Source organism: Shewanella kaireitica (genome assembly GCF_023284045.1).
Taxonomy (GTDB): Bacteria; Pseudomonadota; Gammaproteobacteria; order Enterobacterales; family Shewanellaceae; genus Shewanella; species Shewanella kaireitica.
The window spans coordinates 193,634-212,643 of the sequence record NZ_JAKIKQ010000006.1; the positions used below are offsets into that span (position 1 = coordinate 193,634).

At 44.9% G+C, this 19,010-nt stretch carries 17 protein-coding genes and 1 pseudogene; 5 read left to right on the forward strand and 13 right to left on the reverse strand.

Annotation, left to right across the window (positions count from 1 at the left end; translation table 11 throughout):
* Positions 1-27: 27 nt before the first annotated feature.
* From L2730_RS10650 to L2730_RS10675, 6 genes and pseudogenes are all read right to left on the reverse strand, one after another.
* Positions 28-567 (reverse strand): GNAT family N-acetyltransferase, encoded by a 540-nt coding sequence (locus L2730_RS10650; protein WP_248974604.1) that lies wholly within the window; start codon positions 565-567, stop codon positions 28-30.
* Positions 547-1,425, reverse strand: a pseudogene (locus L2730_RS10655) (LysR family transcriptional regulator); the annotation flags it as partial. The pseudogene L2730_RS10655 and the gene L2730_RS10650, both read right to left, overlap by 21 nt.
* A gap of 119 nt (positions 1,426-1,544) precedes the next feature.
* A complete protein-coding gene (locus tag L2730_RS10660) occupies positions 1,545-2,288 on the reverse strand; it encodes a fumarate reductase iron-sulfur subunit (RefSeq protein ID WP_248974575.1) in 744 nt (247 codons plus the stop codon).
* Positions 2,285-4,282 (reverse strand): fumarate reductase flavoprotein subunit, encoded by a 1,998-nt coding sequence (locus tag L2730_RS10665; RefSeq protein ID WP_248974576.1) that lies wholly within the window; start codon positions 4,280-4,282, stop codon positions 2,285-2,287. Before L2730_RS10665 ends, L2730_RS10660 begins: the two co-directional genes overlap by 4 nt.
* 96 nt (positions 4,283-4,378) lie before the next feature.
* Positions 4,379-5,050 carry a fumarate reductase cytochrome b subunit gene (locus tag L2730_RS10670; protein ID WP_248974577.1) on the reverse strand — a complete coding sequence of 224 codons (672 nt, stop codon included), beginning with the start codon at positions 5,048-5,050 and terminating at the stop codon, positions 4,379-4,381.
* A gap of 147 nt (positions 5,051-5,197) precedes the next feature.
* Positions 5,198-5,902, reverse strand: coding sequence for a fumarate reductase cytochrome b subunit (locus L2730_RS10675; protein ID WP_248974578.1), 705 nt, complete (start codon positions 5,900-5,902; stop codon positions 5,198-5,200).
* Between the two features lie 370 nt (positions 5,903-6,272).
* Here L2730_RS10675 and prmA point away from each other — a divergent pair, with 370 nt between their 5' ends.
* The 3 genes from prmA to fis all read left to right on the forward strand — a co-directional run bounded on the left by prmA (position 6,273) and on the right by fis (position 8,597).
* The gene (prmA, locus tag L2730_RS10680) at positions 6,273-7,154 is read left to right on the forward strand and encodes a 50S ribosomal protein L11 methyltransferase (RefSeq protein WP_248974579.1); all 882 of its coding nucleotides are present in this window, start codon (positions 6,273-6,275) and stop codon (positions 7,152-7,154) included.
* A 151-nt stretch (positions 7,155-7,305) separates the two neighbouring features.
* Positions 7,306-8,274 (forward strand): tRNA dihydrouridine synthase DusB, encoded by a 969-nt coding sequence (gene dusB, locus L2730_RS10685; protein ID WP_248974580.1) that lies wholly within the window; start codon positions 7,306-7,308, stop codon positions 8,272-8,274.
* 17 nt (positions 8,275-8,291) lie between these two features.
* On the forward strand, positions 8,292-8,597 hold the full coding sequence (gene fis / locus L2730_RS10690) for a DNA-binding transcriptional regulator Fis (RefSeq protein ID WP_012153658.1): 306 nt from the start codon (positions 8,292-8,294) through the stop codon (positions 8,595-8,597).
* A gap of 105 nt (positions 8,598-8,702) precedes the next feature.
* On the opposite strand, the gene L2730_RS10695 is transcribed toward fis, so the two are convergent.
* The 5 genes from L2730_RS10695 to L2730_RS10715 all read right to left on the reverse strand — a co-directional run bounded on the left by L2730_RS10695 (position 8,703) and on the right by L2730_RS10715 (position 14,908).
* On the reverse strand, positions 8,703-9,479 hold the full coding sequence (locus tag L2730_RS10695; protein WP_248974581.1) for a PepSY domain-containing protein: 777 nt from the start codon (positions 9,477-9,479) through the stop codon (positions 8,703-8,705).
* On the reverse strand, positions 9,479-10,210 hold the full coding sequence (locus tag L2730_RS10700; protein WP_428848448.1) for a PepSY domain-containing protein: 732 nt from the start codon (positions 10,208-10,210) through the stop codon (positions 9,479-9,481). The genes L2730_RS10695 and L2730_RS10700 overlap by 1 nt, the downstream gene beginning before the upstream one ends.
* Before the next feature lie 54 nt (positions 10,211-10,264).
* Entirely contained in the window at positions 10,265-12,949 is a 2,685-nt protein-coding gene (locus L2730_RS10705) for a TonB-dependent receptor (protein ID WP_248974583.1), read from the reverse strand.
* A 288-nt stretch (positions 12,950-13,237) separates the two neighbouring features.
* Positions 13,238-13,807, reverse strand: a complete 570-nt coding sequence (locus L2730_RS10710) for a LemA family protein (RefSeq protein WP_248974584.1) — start codon at positions 13,805-13,807, stop codon at positions 13,238-13,240.
* A gap of 9 nt (positions 13,808-13,816) precedes the next feature.
* A complete protein-coding gene (locus L2730_RS10715) occupies positions 13,817-14,908 on the reverse strand; it encodes a hypothetical protein (RefSeq protein WP_248974585.1) in 1,092 nt (363 codons plus the stop codon).
* 550 nt (positions 14,909-15,458) lie between these two features.
* On the opposite strand from L2730_RS10715, the gene L2730_RS10720 reads away from it, so the two are divergent.
* Together L2730_RS10720 and ric are read left to right on the forward strand one after the other, a co-directional pair.
* Positions 15,459-16,547 carry a Kelch repeat-containing protein gene (locus L2730_RS10720; RefSeq protein ID WP_248974586.1) on the forward strand — a complete coding sequence of 363 codons (1,089 nt, stop codon included), beginning with the start codon at positions 15,459-15,461 and terminating at the stop codon, positions 16,545-16,547.
* Between the two features lie 110 nt (positions 16,548-16,657).
* Positions 16,658-17,365, forward strand: coding sequence for an iron-sulfur cluster repair di-iron protein (gene ric, locus L2730_RS10725; protein ID WP_248974587.1), 708 nt, complete (start codon positions 16,658-16,660; stop codon positions 17,363-17,365).
* 10 nt (positions 17,366-17,375) lie between these two features.
* On the opposite strand, the gene L2730_RS10730 is transcribed toward ric, so the two are convergent.
* Together L2730_RS10730 and xerC are read right to left on the reverse strand one after the other, a co-directional pair.
* Positions 17,376-18,098, reverse strand: coding sequence for an HAD-IA family hydrolase (locus L2730_RS10730; RefSeq protein ID WP_248974588.1), 723 nt, complete (start codon positions 18,096-18,098; stop codon positions 17,376-17,378).
* Positions 18,095-19,009: a tyrosine recombinase XerC gene (gene xerC, locus L2730_RS10735; protein WP_248974589.1), complete on the reverse strand. Its 915-nt coding sequence runs from the start codon at positions 19,007-19,009 to the stop codon at positions 18,095-18,097. Before xerC ends, L2730_RS10730 begins: the two co-directional genes overlap by 4 nt.
* Position 19,010 lies beyond the last annotated feature (1 nt).

Genomic DNA, 19,010 nt, shown 5'->3' on the forward strand with positions numbered 1-19,010 from the left:
GTTTTTTTATGCCTGCGATTTCTTAAATCATTCAAGTATCTTGCGCATATAGACTCTAACAAAGCCAAAGGATTCATCTTGCTCTTCTCGAGTCACCGACCACCCTTGCTTCTGATAGAAGTTAAGCGCTTGCTGATTGCCCTTAAAGGTTTCAAGGCGCAAATGCTCATAGCCTTCAGCTTGTTGCATTATCTCAACTTGTGCTAATAAGTAAGCACCCAAGCTCACTCCTTGCCACTGAGGACTTATCATCAGTATATGGATGAAACCCTCTTCTGCGGCGCAGTAACCAGCGATAACGCCGTCAACTTCAAGCACTACAATATTAGAAAAATGTTCAATAATCTCTTTGTCGCTGCCACCGCCGTTGATAAACCAGTCAACGCCCTCATTACCGAGAAATGATCGATAGCACTTATCTATCGTCTCTTTAGCTAAAGCTTGTACCGCAATTAAGTCAGCCTGTTCTGCTGGCCTAATCACCTTTACTGGCAGCTTTGCAGAAGCGTCTTTTAAACAGCGATCTTTAGTCCTTGCTAGCCAAGCTTTACAGCGCTCTCTAAGCATGTCTCGCAGCAATAGAACCACAGGCGTAACATGTTCACGACCAGGGCAAACAAGGTATAAATCAGCCTCCTCACCAGCGAACTCAGTGAGCATTGGCACAAGACGCCCTGCATCAATATCATCTGTTAAATCTAACCAAGATTTATAGACTACACCTTGACCTGCTACTGCCCAGCGTCTGGCGACATCGGCATCGTTACAGGTGCGATTAGAAGTTACCCGCACTTTATGTTTCTGGCCATCACGGCTAAAAAACCACTGGTCATGGGTACGCTCGTCCAACATAAAGAATAAACAGTTATGTTGTTGCAATTGCTCTAATGAGGTCACAGCCCCAACTCGCGCAATGTACTCAGGTGAAGCGCATAACACGCGGCTAGACTTACAAATTTTAAACGCCACCAGCGATGAGTCTTTAGGTTTACCCGATCGCAATGCAACATCAATTTTATCGCGATAAAAGTCTGATAAGTTATCGCCGATATGCAGCCTAAGATTAAGTTCTGGATACTCAGAAAGAAAATCATCCAGCCATGGAAGTACCACATTACGGCCCACATCTGATGGCACTGCTAGGCTGATAGAGCCTGATATTTCAGCAAGGCTGGAAGTAATTGCACGCTGCCCCATATCAAGATCAGCAAGCGCACTCCTGCAATGGATCAAGTAACGCTCACCCGCGGCAGTTAACCTAAGGCTGCGAGTGCTGCGGATAAATAGTGAGGTGCCAAGCTCTTTTTCTAACCTTTTAAGGCCAGCGCTGGCAACTGCAGTAGAAATATCAAGCTCAACCGCCGCCGCAGTTAAGCTACCGCAATCGGCAACTCTCACAAAAAGAGTTAAATCATTTAGCTGCATTATCAATATTCCATCTATAAACGAGCAAAAATTATCATCTGATTGTAGATAATAGCCAGCTAAACGTCATCCACAAAAAAGCCTGCTTATGCAGGCCCTTTCTTAAAGCAAAACTAGCCTCAAACTAATGTCACCGCCATCTTACGTCTTAGATAGGCTATCTGCTGCATATGCGGCAGATCTTTTGGACAGTTGTCTTGACAGCCCAGCAGTGTCATACACCCAAATACCCCATCTTGATTTCCTATTACATGGTAAAAATCTTCAAGCTCACGGCCATCTCGGCTATCGAGCTCGAACCGTGCCAGTTTCATCATGCCAACCGCGCCGACAAATGTGTCACGCATCTGCGCTGTCGCACAGGCTGACACACAAACTCCACACTCCACACAGCGCTCTAATTCATAGAGCTTGGCGGCTTCAGCGGGATCCATCGGTGCTTCTAGGCGATGTACATCGATATCATCACTGATAGGGTGTAGCCAAAGCTTTAAACGCTCTGCAAGTTCACGCATAAACTTACCGGTGTTCACTGAAAGATCGCCAATCAGTTCAAATCCAGGCAGTGGCATCAACATGATGTCACCTTTTGGATATTTAGTGGTTAAGGTACGACAGGCTAATGTTGGAAAACCATTAATCACCATCGCGCAGCTGCCACAGATCCCCGCACGACAGACAAAATCGAATTGCAATGAGGTATCTTGCTCTTCACGCAAGCGGTTAAGCGCAATAAATACCGTCATGCCTGGTGTTTCTTCGAGCTGATACTTTACCATCTTGGGCTTATCACCCGGCTCTTGAGGGTCATAACGGAATATATTAAAGGTTAACATGCGGCCTTTTTTCGCTTCTTGGCTCATTTGGCCTCTCCTACAACTTGCTGCGGTGTCATTTCACTCAAACGCTCATTTTTTGGTGCTAACGATTCAGGGACTGCAAACGGCATTAATGCAGCTTGGCGCTCATGTCGGTCAGCTTCATCGCCTAATTGACTCAAAACCTCGGTGATCTGATGTTCACGCTTCTCTGTATCTGGGTGCGCAATCGCATTATTAATACCATAGCCACGGTATCCAGGTGGCAACTCCATCTTCATCACATCCAGTTGTTCGTAATCAAGTTGTGGCGATAACGCCTGTGCATCTGGCCAGCTTGCCAACGTGCGGCTTAGCCAGTCTTTATCGTTACGCTGCGGGAAGTCTTCACGAGCGTGTGCTCCGCGGCTCTCAGTGCGAGCAGCAGCGCCAGCTGCAACAGTTAACGCAACTTTGAGCATGCGCTTAACACGCAGCGCTTCAACAAGCTCAGGGTTAGCGTGACGCTTCTTACATTTAAGCCCTAGTGCTTTGGCACGTTTCAATAGTGCTTGTAACTCATTAACCGCCTTGTCTAACTCAGGGCCATTACGGAAAATACCGACGTAATCCATCATGATGCGCTGCATCTGCTGCTTGAGCTCAAACGGATTTTCAGTGCCGTCGCCATCGACTAAGGTGTCGATCTCAGTTTGCACTTTCGCGACAAAAGACTCCGCTAAGCCAGTGTCTATCTCTAAAGTGTTCTGCTGACAGAAATCAGCGACATACTTACCGATAATCATGCCGCCGACGACGGTTTCAGCCAGTGAGTTACCACCGAGGCGGTTAAAGCCATGCATATCCCAACATGCAGCCTCACCAACACTAAACAAACCTTTAAGCTGCGGGTTTTGCCCAGTAGCATCGGTGCGAATACCACCCATTGAATAATGCTGAGTCGGCCTCACAGGGATCCAGTCTTTAGCAGGGTCGATGCCTAAGAAATTCTCACAGATCTCTTTAACTTCACGCAGGTTCGTTTCAACATGCTTACGACCCAGCAGCGTAATATCGAGCCATAGATGCGGCCCATAAGGGCTGTCTACGCCCTTGCCTTTACGCATATGCTCGGTCATTCGACGGGAGACAACATCGCGCGAAGCCAGCTCTTTCTTTTCAGGCTCATAGTCAGGCATAAATCGGTGGCCATCTTTGTCGCGTAATAAACCGCCATCACCTCGGCAACCTTCGGTAGTCAAAATCCCAACCGGCACAATAGCGGTTGGATGGAACTGTACCGCTTCCATGTTACCCAGTTTGGCGACACCGGTTTCAAGTGCTAGCGCCTGACCAATTCCTTCACAGATAATGGCATTAGTAGAGACTTCATATAACCGACCATAGCCACCAGTGGCAATGGTGGTCGACTTAGCAACGTAAGCACGTAACTCTCCGGTGACCAAACAACGCGCCACGACACCATGACAGCGCTTGCCGTCATGAATCAGCGATAATGCTTCCATACGCTCGTGTACAGGAATATCCATCGAAATAGCTTTGTTATCGACGGCATAAAGTAAAGAGTGACCAGTACCATCAGCGGTATAGCAGGTACGCCACTTCTTAGTCCCACCAAAATCACGTGCGTTGATCAAGCCGTGCGCCGCTTCCGCCTCTTCAATAGTGACCTTTTCTGCGTTAACCACCACTTGTCGCGGCCCTTTAGTCACACGAGTCCAAGGTACGCCCCAATTTGCCAATTCACGTACGGCTTTGGGCGCACAATGGGCAAACATACGTGCCACATCTTGATCGCAGCCCCAATCCGACCCTTTTACCGTGTCTTGGAAATGCACATCTTCATCATCGCCCATGCCTTTCACGGTATTGCCTAGGCTTGCTTGCATGCCACCTTGCGCCGCTGCCGAATGCGACCGCTTGGCAGGGATAAGTGACAACACCACAGTATCTAGCCCACGCTCTTTCGAGGCGATAGCTACTCGTAATCCAGCAAGTCCAGCGCCGACCACTAACGAATCGGTATATATCAGTTTCACACGTGCTCCTTAAGCGGGTGCAGAGTCAGTTTATGGTTACAACGTTTAAATATGTTGGCTCATCATCTTTGTTGAGTCTGTCTAATTCGTTTTTTACTAAACATTTGCATAGGGCAAAAATGCCAATAAAGAGGCTATTCCCACCAAGATGAAAATAACGCTAATAATGCTCTTAATTTTTTTCATTCTGCTGCGGCTGTTGAGATCTCTAGCGGCGCCCCACTTTACAGCGACGCGGTACATTCCAATCGCCGCATGCAGCTCAACACACAGCAGTAGTGGCAGGTACAGCAGCCACACACCTTGTTGCCAGATCCTGTCAGCACTACCGTAAGGGCCAATGGTCTCAGGTGCTGCACCTATCAACCACAAATGTACAGGCAGCAGTAAAAATATCACTACACCTGTCGCAGCTTGCCAAACCCATAAGCGAGTATCACCGTGACTAACGACATTAAGCTGCTGCTTAAGCGCTCTTTGCTGACGCAAGTTCAGTGGCATTTTATGAGCCGCCACCAATACGTGTATCAAAGCAATAACGGCAATAACCATCGCTATAATAGTGACGACCCAAGGGTAGCCATGTCCATCAGCCGTTAAGAAACTCAGCTCCATGGTTTTAGCAACCCATGTCATCGCCTCAGCACCAAGCAATATCGACGACACCAATATCAGGTGTGTCCACAAGAATATTGCGAGAACAACCCCACTTACGCTCTGGCTTATATCAAGCCAACCACTCAATTTACTGCGATTTATGATTCCCATTCACTTACCTATCCATGCTTTAGAAGCTTTACTGAACGACTGTACCAATGTCGCTCACAAACAGCTTCTCAGTCGTGAGGTAGATCAACAAAAAAGCGATTACACCAGCGATTGCTAATTTATTCGAACAGGAATAACGAACTGCCATTAACTCGGACGGTATGCTTCTACTGGCAAGCTGAGTTCACTGCCAATCAATAAGTAGGACACCAAGCTAAGCAACCCAATAATAATCAGATAGATAATCAAGCCTTTCGCTAGTTTTCGTAGCCCTGTACGTTTAGTGGTTAAACCCCATTTCACTGCCACACGATAAAGGCCAATCATGGCGTGGATAACAACAGCGGGCAGCAATAAGGCATACAACAACCAAGCATTTTGATGGTAAACACGTTCAGCAGAAAGGTGCGGGCCAATCTCTGGATTAGCTATCATGGTAAAAAGATGAACAGGAACTAAGAAGAATAAAACGAAGCCAGTCGCTAACTGCCAAAACCACGCATGGCTATCTTTGTGATTAATCACTGACATATGGCGTCTAAGTGCCCGCCACTGCCCAAGTTGTGCAGGGAAACGACGTAAAGCCACTGCAGCATGCGCCATCACCACTAGCAGCATAAAGACTGAAAATACTTTAGTCACAATTGGAAAGCCGTGCCCAGTAGAGCTAAACATACCACCCTCTAGAAACTGAACCACGATATAAAAAGCATCTTTACCCAGTAAGATGCTCGATTCGAAATGCAGATGAGCTAACAGGAAACAGCCCATCAACACGCCAGTGATGCTTTGAATTTTGTCCGCTTTTGCTGATGCGGGGTGTCCATTTGCGCTTATGTAGGATGCTAACATGGTGGTTGTCTTGTTTATCTTATGCCTAGTAGTGGGATTTACACCTTAGCAAGATGTTTCTCATCGCGTTGCATCACCATTTTTAATCGTGACCTAGCTCACCCTGTTTCAGGTCAGCATTAGAGGCAGATCACAAACAAAGGGGTAAAACAAAAACAGCGGTAATACCTTTTAACCAATGTTTTTCAGTAGCTTGAACCACCATTTCAAACAAAACAAGCTCGATGAGAAGTTTACAACTGTAATAGTAATGCGCTGTTATTGAACCAATTAATAGCCAAGCAATAACATGAATATTACCTTCATCTCCTGCACCTAATAGCGGTTTGGGTATACAATACGCCGATATACCTAGCAAACGAGAATTCCCATGCCTTGGATCCAACTTAGAATTGATACTGACGGCCCTCATGCAGATGCACTTAGCGATCAGCTGATGGAAGAAGGGTCAATTTCTATTACCTTCGAAGACGGTAAAGACACACCTATTTATGAACCAACCTTAGGTGAAACACCACTGTGGAACCACACGGTAATCATCGCTCTATTTGAAGCAGACCATGATTTAGTGCCAGTGGTTGAGCGTCTAAAGTTACTGCCTTATTTAGGCGAGAACTTCAGTCACAAGATTGAGCAGGTCGAAGATAAAGACTGGGAACGCGAATGGATGGATAACTTCCACCCTATTAAGTTTGGTGACCGTCTGTGGATCTGCCCAAGCTGGCGTGAAATTCCAGATCCTACAGCAGTTAACGTAATCCTTGATCCGGGCCTAGCATTTGGTACCGGGACTCACCCAACTACAGCATTATGTCTAGAGTGGTTAGATGGCCTTGATTACCGCAATAAAGATGTTATCGACTTTGGTTGTGGTTCAGGCATTTTAGCCGTTGCAGCACTAAAGCTCGGCGCAGAGAAGGTGACAGGCGTTGATATCGATTACCAAGCGATTGAAGCCTCTAAAGCAAATGCTGAGCGTAATGGCGTTGAAGATCAGCTTGCCTTATACCTGCCAGAAGATCAGCCTGAAGGGTTAATCGCCGACATCTTAGTGGCAAATATTCTTGCCGGGCCACTACGCGAACTGGCACCTTTAATTGCCGAAAAAGTAAAGCCTGGTGGACAACTGGCGCTGTCAGGCCTGCTAAAAGAGCAAGCTGAGGAAGTTTCAGCCTTCTACAGCCAATGGTTTAACATGGACGCGCCTGCTCACAAAGACGACTGGAGCCGCTTGACAGGGATACGTAAATAACGGTATTGCGCGGCGCACTCTGCGCCGCGACAGACTTCTCACCTAGCAAAAGTCAAGCAAAAAAGTTGCCCTCAGGTCATTTATTGACCTTTTCACAGGCTTGAAAAAGGCGTACTATAGCGCCCCTTTGACGAGCAAGGTGATTTGATAAATGCAGATTGGACCCTATCGACTGAAAAATCAGCTGATCGTGGCCCCAATGGCAGGCGTCACAGACCAGCCTTTTAGAAATCTTTGTATTCGTTATGGCGCAGCCATGGCAGTTTCAGAGATGCTTTCATCGAATCCTGATGTTTGGGATACCGATAAAAGCCGCTTGCGTATGACACACGCAGGTGAAGACGGGATACGTTCGGTTCAAATTGCGGGGTCAGACCCTGAGTTAATGGCGACTGCTGCCGCTGTGAACGTACAGCAAGGCGCTCAGATCATTGACATCAATATGGGCTGTCCGGCGAAAAAAGTGAATAAGAAGCTAGCAGGCTCCGCCTTGCTGCAAGATCCACAGCTAGTAGAAGCAATTCTAAAAGCCGTAGTAGCAGCAGTCGATGTGCCGGTTACGCTAAAAATTCGAACGGGTTGGGTTCCAGAGCACAGGAATGGTGTTCATATCGCCCAGATTGCGGAAGATTGTGGTATTGCCTCGTTAGCCGTTCACGGTAGAACGCGACAATGCATGTACAAAGGCGAAGCCGAGTACGACACCATTAAAGCAATTAAAAAACAGATCTCGATACCTGTCGTCGCGAATGGAGACATTTTAACGCCAGAGAAAGCACGTTTTGTGCTGGATTATACTGGTGTGGATGCTTTGATGATAGGACGGGGCGCTCAAGGACGGCCTTGGATATTTAGGGAAATCCAACATTACCTGGACACAGGTAATAAGCTAGCGCCCGTTGAGACGAATGAACAGCGTCAAGTGATGCTGGAACATCTTAAAATGCTGTACTCATTGTATGGTGATTATAAGGGCATTCGTTTCGCAAGAAAGCACGTTGGATGGTATCTAAACCAAGAATCACAACGCGCTTTTCGAGCCGAATTTAATCGACTCGAGACCGTTGAAGAACAAGGTTCCATGGTGGAACACTATTTTGATGAATTTGCAGCAAATTAATAAAGAGCAGAATACCAATGTTTGATCAAACAACTCACACTGAAGTTCACCCACTTACTGTTGGCAAAATTGAAACCGCAAGTGGCGCTATCAAGCCACAATTGTTACGCGATGCGGTTAAGCGTGCAGTAACAAACTTTTTCGCTCAGATGGACGGGCAAGAAGCTGAAGAAGTATATGAAATGGTGTTAAGCGAAGTTGAAGCACCTCTGCTAGATATTATCATGCAACACACTCGCGGCAACCAAACTCGTGCTGCAAACATGCTAGGTATCAACCGTGGTACTTTGCGTAAAAAATTAAAAAAATATGGCATGAACTAAGACTAACGTCTTAAGCTGTTGTATTGAAACGGGCTTTCCAGCAATGGAAAGCCCGTTTTTGTTACTGCATACCCAAGCATATAAGTCAGCCTATTAACCCCTAACCTAGCCAGCCGTCTCACTTCTCCCCCGCTTAAACAGCACTCTATAGCGTTTTAGCGCTATATTTTCAATCACCCAATACAGACCCGACAATGACAATAGCAATGTAAGTACTGCAAATAACCAGCTAAACGGGTTGTTGAAACTGCCTTGATTGAGGTAATCCATAAAGTGCAGCTTAAACATGAGATCAGCAAGTTGGGTTTGCTGATTCTTATGGCCAATAAGCTGACCATTAACTGCATTAATATAGATCAGAGTCTCTAGATTATCAGCCATATTAACTTGCCACATCGGATTACACTGCTTAGGCCACACATCACTAGCAGTTGCGAGCTTATTGACGCTGATAATCTTCCCTGGTCCCATGTAACTGCCCAACGCTATTTGAGCCGCAATCTGATTATCAATCACGAAAAGGTTCCCGCTATAGGCATGGCGTAATGATTGCTCTTGGCAGTCATGCTGATAACGCTGAATCTGCTCATCCAATAGGTAAACCGGTTGCTCGGCAAGCATCTGTAATTTAAGCTGCTCAACAGTATTGTTTGGGAATTGACTCAGTACTTTCTCAGCACTGAGCAGGCGCTCAGGATCAATGTTAAGCGCTTTGGGTTCAATATGATGGCTATGGTTATACACCATACCTTTAAGCTCATCATGGGGAGTTAGATTGAAGTACACGCCTGTTACTAACCATACCAGTAGCTGCAGACTAACAATAGCGCCAAGCCAGTAATGTACCACTCTTACCCAGCGTCTAACCGACTTAGTCTGCATTACAGGTATCTCCGTCGGCGTTGCCAAACTAAAAATAGTCCAGCAAGCACAGCAATAATCGAGATCATCGCTGCCGTCAGCAATAACTTGTTATCAATCGCCTCACCATCATCGTAATCCATAATGTGCCATTTCCAGAATAGATCGAATAACCGCCAATAATCATGTCGGCGGGTAACGACCTCACCACTGCTCGAGGATATATACACAGTACTACTCGCACTGTCATCAAAGTCGACTCTCCAAACAGGCAAGTGTCGCTTAGCAAGCTCACTAGGTGGATGTTCGGTGATTAATGTCACTCTAAGTAACTTTGCATCTGATGCAATTGATTGTGGATGTTGCAATCGCTGAGCAATGGCTGTTGCTTGCTGCTCACTAAGTTGGTTAACCAGCAACCCACTACTGGCATCAATTAGCAACGTTTTGCCCTTAATCCTAACTTGGTAGTAGTTACGATTAGCGAGGTTTTTTAAGCTGATAGTTTCAGCCTGTGGATACCGTCGATAAACATCAGCAACCGGGTAGTTGAATTCACTCAGAGACAGATAATTGACCTTTACAGGCTTTACATGGTCACTACGAATATAACCAAGATCCATGAGTACAAAATAGCTGCCGGTGAGCGCCCAGATAAGGATCGGCAATGCCAAAAGCAACATCAACCAACGATGTAAAAAATGGGCGGATAATTTAGCGGTTAGTAATCTCAATCTACTCAAAGTAAGCACTAAGCCTTTATTATTATGTTTATGTCGATGGTTAATAGCAGTCGCTATAAGTGACTATAGAGACCATTTAAATGCCAGGTAGTATCGACGCCCCATTAGGTCATAAGTCATGGTGTTGGTGTTGCCATCGGTATAACTCTGGTGATAAGGAGCGGCTTTATCAAACAGATTATCAACTCCTGCCGTTAAGGCAACAGCTTCGCTAAATAGATAGCGTACTTGCAAGTTATGGTAAGTCACCGCATCAACACTGTCGCCGGTATCGCCCTTATTGGCATATTGATCATCCGCCGCACCGATATATTGAATGTTGTAGCTATAGCGCCATTTAGCATCACTGATATCAAAGTATAAATTTGAACGCCACTTAGTATAACTACCGTCATAACCAATGGTTCCGGCACGAGACTCTATCGGTGCGCCGGCATAAGTTTGAATATCATATTGGTCTAAATAGCTCACTTCCCAGCTGGTATTGGTTGAGAATCGCCCCAGCTCTTTTTGATAAAATAGCGCCATATCAACACCTGACACCTGCTCATTGGCCGCATTACCCAGTTGAGTTTGTAAGTACGAGATCTCTCCCGTGAGTGGGTCTCGAGTAAAGTGTTCGTCACTACAAAACGGATGAGACATGCCGTTACTGTCGTAACATGCCGCAAGTTTACTGGAACCATTGACCGAGTTAATTGCATTTTCAATACTGATTTTGTAGTAATCTAGAGTGATATTTAGCCCATCGACCATGGCCACATTCCAGACTAGTCCGGCGGTAAACGTATCAGCTTCCTCAGGCTCCAGGACTGAATTACCACCGCGGTCAGTCAGGATAGTCCCCTCTTGTTTGTAATCTACTGGCACTCCAGCCGCCATGCAGTTAGCGTAACGATTAGAGCTTGGGTCGAGCTGGCTCCATTCACTGCAAGGATCAGTCGTGTTCATATAGCCCTGATCGATACCGCCAAATAGTTCTGGAATATTCGGCACTCTAAAGGCTGTTGATTGCGTCGCGCGGAGCATCAACTCATCATTGACGGTCCATTGCAAACCAAGCTTGTAGTTAGTATCGCCACCAAAGGTATCGAAATAGGAGTAACGTAAAGCGGCGGTTAAATCGAGCTGCTTAGCAAAAGGTAAATCACTTAATAGAGGGATAAGCGCTTCCAAGTAAACTTCATCTGCAGTGTAGCTGCCGTCAATAGGATCTTGTTGCGCGGTATTGGCTTCACCGCTTATTTTAAGCGGGTCGGGATCATTCCAGCCTTTCTCTTTACGGTGCTCCACACCGGAGGCGAAGCTCATTGTGCCAGCAGGTAACTCCCATAAATCACCGGTGACATTGGCGGTAACGCTGAACTGCTCGTTGCCACCATTGTCTTTCATGTCAAATAGGAAGTAATCTAACATTTCTGCGGTGAGTGAGTTTTCACCCCACATATCAGCACAGGGGATATTGGGATCGCTACTACATAAGCTGTAGTCAGTTGTTTCTGCCAATCTAGCATTGTTGATCACATTGCTGACCTCATAAGAGCCTCGATTACTGCCGTAATTGACCGCTACATCCCACTGCCAACTATTTTCCAACTCGCCTTTTAGCCCTGTCACCAAGCGCCAGGTATCAGAACGAATATCAAACTCTCGCGGCGCTTCCGCCAATCTACGACTGTTGAGCAAAAAGTCTTGCTCTGTTGGGTTTGACTCATGCCACGCAGGGATAACGATGCCGGAGACGGTTTGCGGCGTTGCAGGTAATTGTGAGGTTCTGTGGGTATACATAGCTTCAGTAAATAACTGAGTACTATCGGTCAGGTCATACTCACCATATGCAAATAGATTAAAGCGCTCATTTGGCTGCACCGCATTAAAGTACTGGTAATAATTATCGCGCTCACCACCATAAGGAGACGAGCCATCAGGCAGAAGTTTAACCTCATCACCAATAGGGCTGCCGTTTTCATCTAAAAAGTGCCCTCTGCCGCCAGGGAGTGCAGAACTGCCGCTGCACACCAGTTCACCATCTTGCTCTGCAAGCGGGCAAGCGGCGCGGCTTAACATATCAACCGCTTGGGTCTTGTCATAACTCATGGCAAGGTAAGCACTGCCGCGATCACCAACATGACCCATCGCAACGTCGAATTGGTACTGCTCACCATCTCCTCGCTCGGTGATCCCTGTGCGTGCCTGTAACTCAATGCCGTCAATTTGTTGCTTAGTGATGATATTAACCACACCCGCAACGGCATCGGCGCCATAAACCGCTGAAGCCCCATCTTTAAGCACTTCTATCCGTTCAATAACACTCACCGGAATGGTATTTAAATCAACGGAAGAGTTGGCACCAGTGCCGCTATTAACCATGCGGCGACCATTTAACAACACCAGAGTTCGGTTAACCCCCAAGCCTCTTAAATTCACTTGGGTTGAGCCGTAACCCCCTTCGGTCCAATAGGCATTAGTTTGGTTGCCAGCAAACCCGGCTGAAGCAGACATGCGTTGCAACAACACATCCACCGAGGTTGCACCAATTTTCTCAATATCCTCTGCGGTAAAAACGGTTATCGGCGCGCTCGAAGTCATCTCTTCGCGAAAGATACGACTGCCAGTTATCGCTATGTGCTCCATCTTCTCAGCTTGCTCAGTGGGCTTAGCCATGGAAGCTGCGAGGGACGGCAGTTCGAGATTTGAATCAGCACTATAAACATGAAAATGGGGCTGAAGGCCCAAAGAAAGTGTCATTGCACTCCCCAATGCACAGCGATACATAAACAGTCCTATGACAAATTTGTTTTGATTATGCAGCGATTTATAAATGATTGATGATAGATAACAATTAAAACCCAACTAACTGCGACACTGTGTCACACCTTGCTGTGACACAGCATACAAATCAAAGATTTATGTCGACTTACAGCTGTTCAAAAAAGCATCCAAATATGGATATTCAAGCCGCTCGCAATATGCTGAGGCCACAACGAAAAAAAAGCCCTTGAAGGGCTTTTTTTCGAAAAATATCGGCTCGGAGCGCTATAGATTAGGTGAATAATCAAAAGAACCTGATGCTGACTGATCAACAAAGTTGTCGACTGGCTTTTTCTTATTCAATACGCCATTAACCATATTGCTTGGGAAACTTTCAATCCGGGTATTGAATATCGCGACGTTTTGGTTAAACACCCGCAATGCCGCTCCTACATGCTCTTCTTGATTAACAATCTCTGCCATGTTCTTGCTGAACGACTCTGATGCCTTTAATTCAGGGTAGCTTTCAGAAACAAACCTCAAGCTCTGCATCAACTGCTCTGAGACATTGCTCACTTCGCTGCAGCGGCTAGGTTCAATCTCTTTGCCATCAAGCTGCTCGACACTATTTCTTAAGGCAGCAATTTTCTTAAACACATCAGATTCAAACAGCTTGTGTTCATTAAGCACTTTTTCCAATTCAGGCAAAATGCGCATGCGTTGTCTTTCAATAACAATCACATCATCCCAAGATTGCTGTACTGATTTATGCTCAGAAACAATACTATTATATAGCGCGATGATGGTACCAATGACAGACACTATAATGGTACCAGCGATTACTTGTTCAAACATTATCAGTTCCTAATTATATATTTTACTATGGACGTTACGGGTATATTGCATAAAGATTTCAAGTGAGGTTTTTTCGAGCAATTCTTCTGTGAAGTTATCGAATGTAATATAACCTTCCAAAGGAGGTAAAATATCAACATCAACCTGTGAAACTAACAGATGACCATCCTTATCCGCTTCAATAGTTAAATTACTATACTGCTGTGATAATGCCTCAATATTCAACATCATCTTCGGCGTTAAAAATTGTGCAACCGCTATTTGAGTTTCGCCTTCACTGTAGAATTTTTTATCAAAAGAAATTAGCGAAGGTTTAAAAGTTTCATAACCAGCAGACTTAACAACACTGCCTGAATTAGAAATTTTGACTCCTTTATGACGATTGCATCCACTCATGACAACACCATAACGCCAGAATGTCTTGTACTCGTAGTAGACTCTTTTATTCTTGCCAAACCCTTCGGTACGTTTAATTTGTTCAGTATGCTCAGAGCGAACAATTGCAAAGGCATTCACCCCTTCAAATTCATCACCTAGCTCAATTCGATAAGCAGCAACATGGTTACTATAATTGCCACGCTGAAAATCGTAAAATGCTGAGCTACTTAATGATTTCACTTGTGCGCCATGGCGCAGCAACAGCACCTTGTTATAAACAGCTTTGGTTTGCCTTTTAATGTAGTTTACAAATTTGTCTTTTTTGGTTTTCTTTAAGTTAGCAACAAGCTTAACTAGCAGATACATTAGTGCAAGAGTTGCCACAGTAACGATAAAACCATTACTGGAACTAGAGCCATATGTATATCTCGAATTCAATAAAGTTAAATACATCCAACCAATGTAACTAGCAAATACTAATACTATTAAGCTATGCAAAACATTTACCGAACGACTACAAAGGAAACTATAAAAAAGGTCTCCTTTTTTTTCTTGGTATTCGTCCACTAACTCGGTTAATTCATCGACGGACTCAGATTTTTCGACCCTTTCCAGCACCTCATCCATGTAAGCAACGCGGCGATGATATTTATCATCTTTTAACCACTGACTAAATTTATTACCTTCTAACCACTTACTAATTTTATTATCTTTAAATGCCATTCATAAACCTAAAAATGAGAATTGTTATTCGCCATAAATATAAGAAATTTAACGTTCTACATTATATTGATAAAAATGGTTAATTTAATCTTCTCCTTAACAATACTCAGCACAAAGAATAAAAACTGGTAATTTTACTAGGCCTAAAAATAGTGATTAATACCAAAAACTTGCATAAAAACTGTTCGGTACCGATTAACTTTGACCCACTATGATATTTTGTTACATTAGGAGCTGTTGATCTTTCACGGTTGTTTTTGCCGCAGTTTATTGGCTATTTTGACAAGGCGGAGGCTATGCCGTTTAGTTATTCTCCACAAATAGTCTATAACACAGTAAAGATAGCCAAGAAACGCGGCCCTTTGGGGTCAATTCAATGCATCTATTCTTTTATGACTAGCATGTGTTATGAGCTTTTCACTTAGTCAGCTAAGCTTCATCGCTCAAGCCTTGTACTAGAAGCATTATTCCTTACGGTAAAGAACCGAACAAAACTAAGCTCGAAAGATCAACAGCCCCTAATGACTCAAACAATTTAGTGAGCCTAATCATGCCCAATATCATTATCTTTTTACTATTGTTTGCTTACGCAACAACTGCGACAGCTAAACCGCTAGCAGACTTGCCAGAGCCGGTCACGAATAATGCAGTGGCAATAGTCAGCAACGATTCAAAGGATTACCTGCTGAGCTTTATGGGGATGGGGCAAAACAAAGATTATAAGGCGATTCATAACAAAGCATGGTCACTAGAGATAAGCCATCCAGCAGCTCAATGGCAACCATTACCTGCCGTACCACACATAAATGAAATAAGTGGACGCTTGGCTGCTATAGCTGTTGGCATTAAAAGTGATGCTTACCTTTTTGGTGGCTTTACTGTTTCTAGTGATCATCAAGAGCTATCGACTGCCGATAACTACCGCTTCTCAATTAAGGATAAAAGCTATACTCGCATCGCCGATATGCCGGTAGCTGTTGATGACACCAGCGCACTGGTTTATCAACACCGATATATCTATCTACTAAGTGGCTGGCATCAACATGGCAATGTCAATTTAGTGCAGGTGTATGACACCCAAACTGATACTTGGGCCCAAGCTAGCCCGCTACCTATACCTGCAGTATTTGGCCAGGCTGGCGGCATTGTGGGTAATGAATTGGTCATGTGTGACGGCGTAACAGTTACAGCTCAACTCAATAAATCAAGAACATTTAGCGCTTCGCCGATATGTGTATATGGCAAAATAAAAGCAGATAATCACCTACGTATCGACTGGCAGCTATTACCCCATTACTCACAGCAGGTGGCAGGTAATTTGCCACAACCCGATGCCGTAGCCCATTATCGAATGGCAGCTGCGGGAAATGAGCTTACCAAGCAAATCATTTTCATTGGTGGCAGCAATAACCCATACAACTATGATGGTATCGGCTATAACGGCCAGCCAAGTTCAGCATCCGATCTAATACACCGCTTTGACTTGGCCTCACATCAATGGCTTCCTGCAGAGATTGTGAAAACCTCATCTATGGATCATCGCAGCCTTATTATTTATAAAAACCAGGCACTTCGCATTGGCGGCATGCTTAAACAACAACAGGTAAGTAACAGCGTATTGAGCGTACCTCTAAAGTAAGGTTTTGACCGCCAAAGTGTGATTACCTGAGCATTTTACTCAAGTAATGATTGAGAAAATAAAAAGATGCAAATAATATACTTGTTATATTAATTTGTTGGAGTGCCACCATGTCTCAATCAAAAGAAGTGCTACTTAATACTCGAGTCGGAGAGTTAGTCGCCAATGACTTTCGCAGCGCTCATATTTTCAGTCAATATGGTATCGACTTTTGTTGTGGTGGCGGTATTACACTAGATCGTGCTATTTCACGTTTTAATGCCGATGAAGAAGCATTACTTAATACACTATTAGCACTTGATGGCAACACGGTTACAAACGATGGGCTTACGGAGTTAACATTGCCTGACTTGCTTAACTACATCGAAGCCACTCACCACACCTTTGTCAGAGAAAAAGCACCGCTGTTAGTAGAATACAGCCAGAAAATGGTACGTGCTCACGGTGAAAACCATGGCGAAATAAAGCCGTTAGCAGGCTGGATTGCAGCGCTAGTCGATGACTTAATGCCACATTTGATGAAAGAGGAACAGATCCTGTTTCCGGCCATTTTAGGCCTGCACAATCAAGTTGAAAGCCAAACTTGCTTTGGTCACATCAGCAACCCAATCAATGCGATGCAGTATGAACATGATGACGCGTTGCAGATTATGGAGAAGATTAGCGAGCTCACCAACGGCTTTCAACCGCCAGAGCATGCTTGCACCACTTGGCGCGTTTGTTATGCCAGCCTCGCAGAATTCGATGCAGATCTAAAACAACATATCTACATTGAGAACAACATATTGTTTCCAAAAGCATTAGCATTAACTGCTTAAGTCACTTTCACTAAAATGACTTAAGCTTAACTAACTCTTGGATATTATTAATTTCAATATGAGGCAGCTGTTGAGTTAAAGCAGCCTCTTTTGTTACACCAAAGCCAGGGTTGAGCCACACAGCCTGGCAACCCGCTTGCCTTGCCCCAACCACATCGTTCATGGCGCTATCGCCAACATGCAGTATGTGCTCTAGTGGAATATTGAGCCGCTTAGCTGCTTGCGCAAACATATCTGCTGCGGGCTTTTGTCTAGTCCCTTTACCGGGATGTAAAACGAATTCAAGTAGATCACCTAAACCAATGCGCTGATAATCGACATTGCCGTTGGTGATGCCAATTAACCGATATTGCTGCTTAAGTGTCCCGAGTAACTCAAGTACCTGCTGTGATACTGAAAAGTGACTTCGATGCATGGCAAAATGGTCAAACACAGCTATCGTACCTAATTTGGCCGTCCTTGCGTCGTAACCCAATTTAACTAAACCACATTCCAACATTACTTGCCGAGCTAGGCTAGGGTCATGGCGTAGTTGCGGGCGCTGCTTTATCAACGTTAACTTTAATCGATGCCAGTCGCCGATTTTCCACGCTTGAGATTTGGGGTAATGATGATTCAGAAATTGCTGTGATGCCGCCTCTGCTTGACGAATAATAGGTCGGTTGTCGTATAAGGTATCATCTAGATCGAAGCTGATAACGCTAAAGGCCTCTGGCCGAATAAACAGCTTCATGATTTACTACCTCGCTTTTTGGCTCTGGGGTGCGCGCCGTCGTATACCTTAGCTAAATGTTGGAAGTCCAAGCTGGTATAGACTTGCGTTGTCGATAGGTTTGCGTGACCCAATAGCTCTTGCACCGCGCGCAGATCTGCGCTTGATTCAAGCATATGGGTCGCAAATGAGTGCCGCAGTTTATGGGGGTGCACCTTTACGCTCAGCGCTTGCTCTTGCCCCCATTTAGCCAGTCTGGCTTGAATACTGCGATGCGCCAAACGTCGGCCTTTGGCGGTGACAAACAGTGCATCATCTTCACAAGGGATATCTCTTTTAATATCAAGCCACTGAGAGATTGCAGTCAGTGCTAATTTTCCAATCGGTACGATACGCTCTTTGCTGCCTTTGCCCATGACTTTAACTTGCGCTTGGGAGAATTTAATATCAGTGACATTTAACGCAGCAAGCTCTGCCAATCGTAGCCCTGATGAGTAAAACAGCTCCATTATTGCTTTATCTCGATAACTTAGCGGATCGTTCGCATCGATTTCTAACAGATGGGTCACCGAGTCCACATCCATATTCTTAGGTAGCGGCTTAGCTTGTTTAGGCGCACTGAGGTTAAGTGCTGGATTAACGGAGATTTGCTGTTCTCGGAGTAAAAAATCAAAAAACTGTTTAATTGATGACAACGTAAGAGACAGAGACCGTGGACTCAGCCCTTTACGGTGTAATTTAGCAATAATGGCTTGCAGCGACTCGTGCTTAAGTGCAAGCCAATCATCATTAGCTGAAAATACCGCTTCTACTCGCTTTAACTCAAACAGATAGTTTCTCACTGTGTAAGCAGAAACCTGCCTTTCAGTTGTTAAGTATCGTTCAAAATCGATAAGCCAAGGTGACGTGCCCGAAGATACATTGTCAACCATA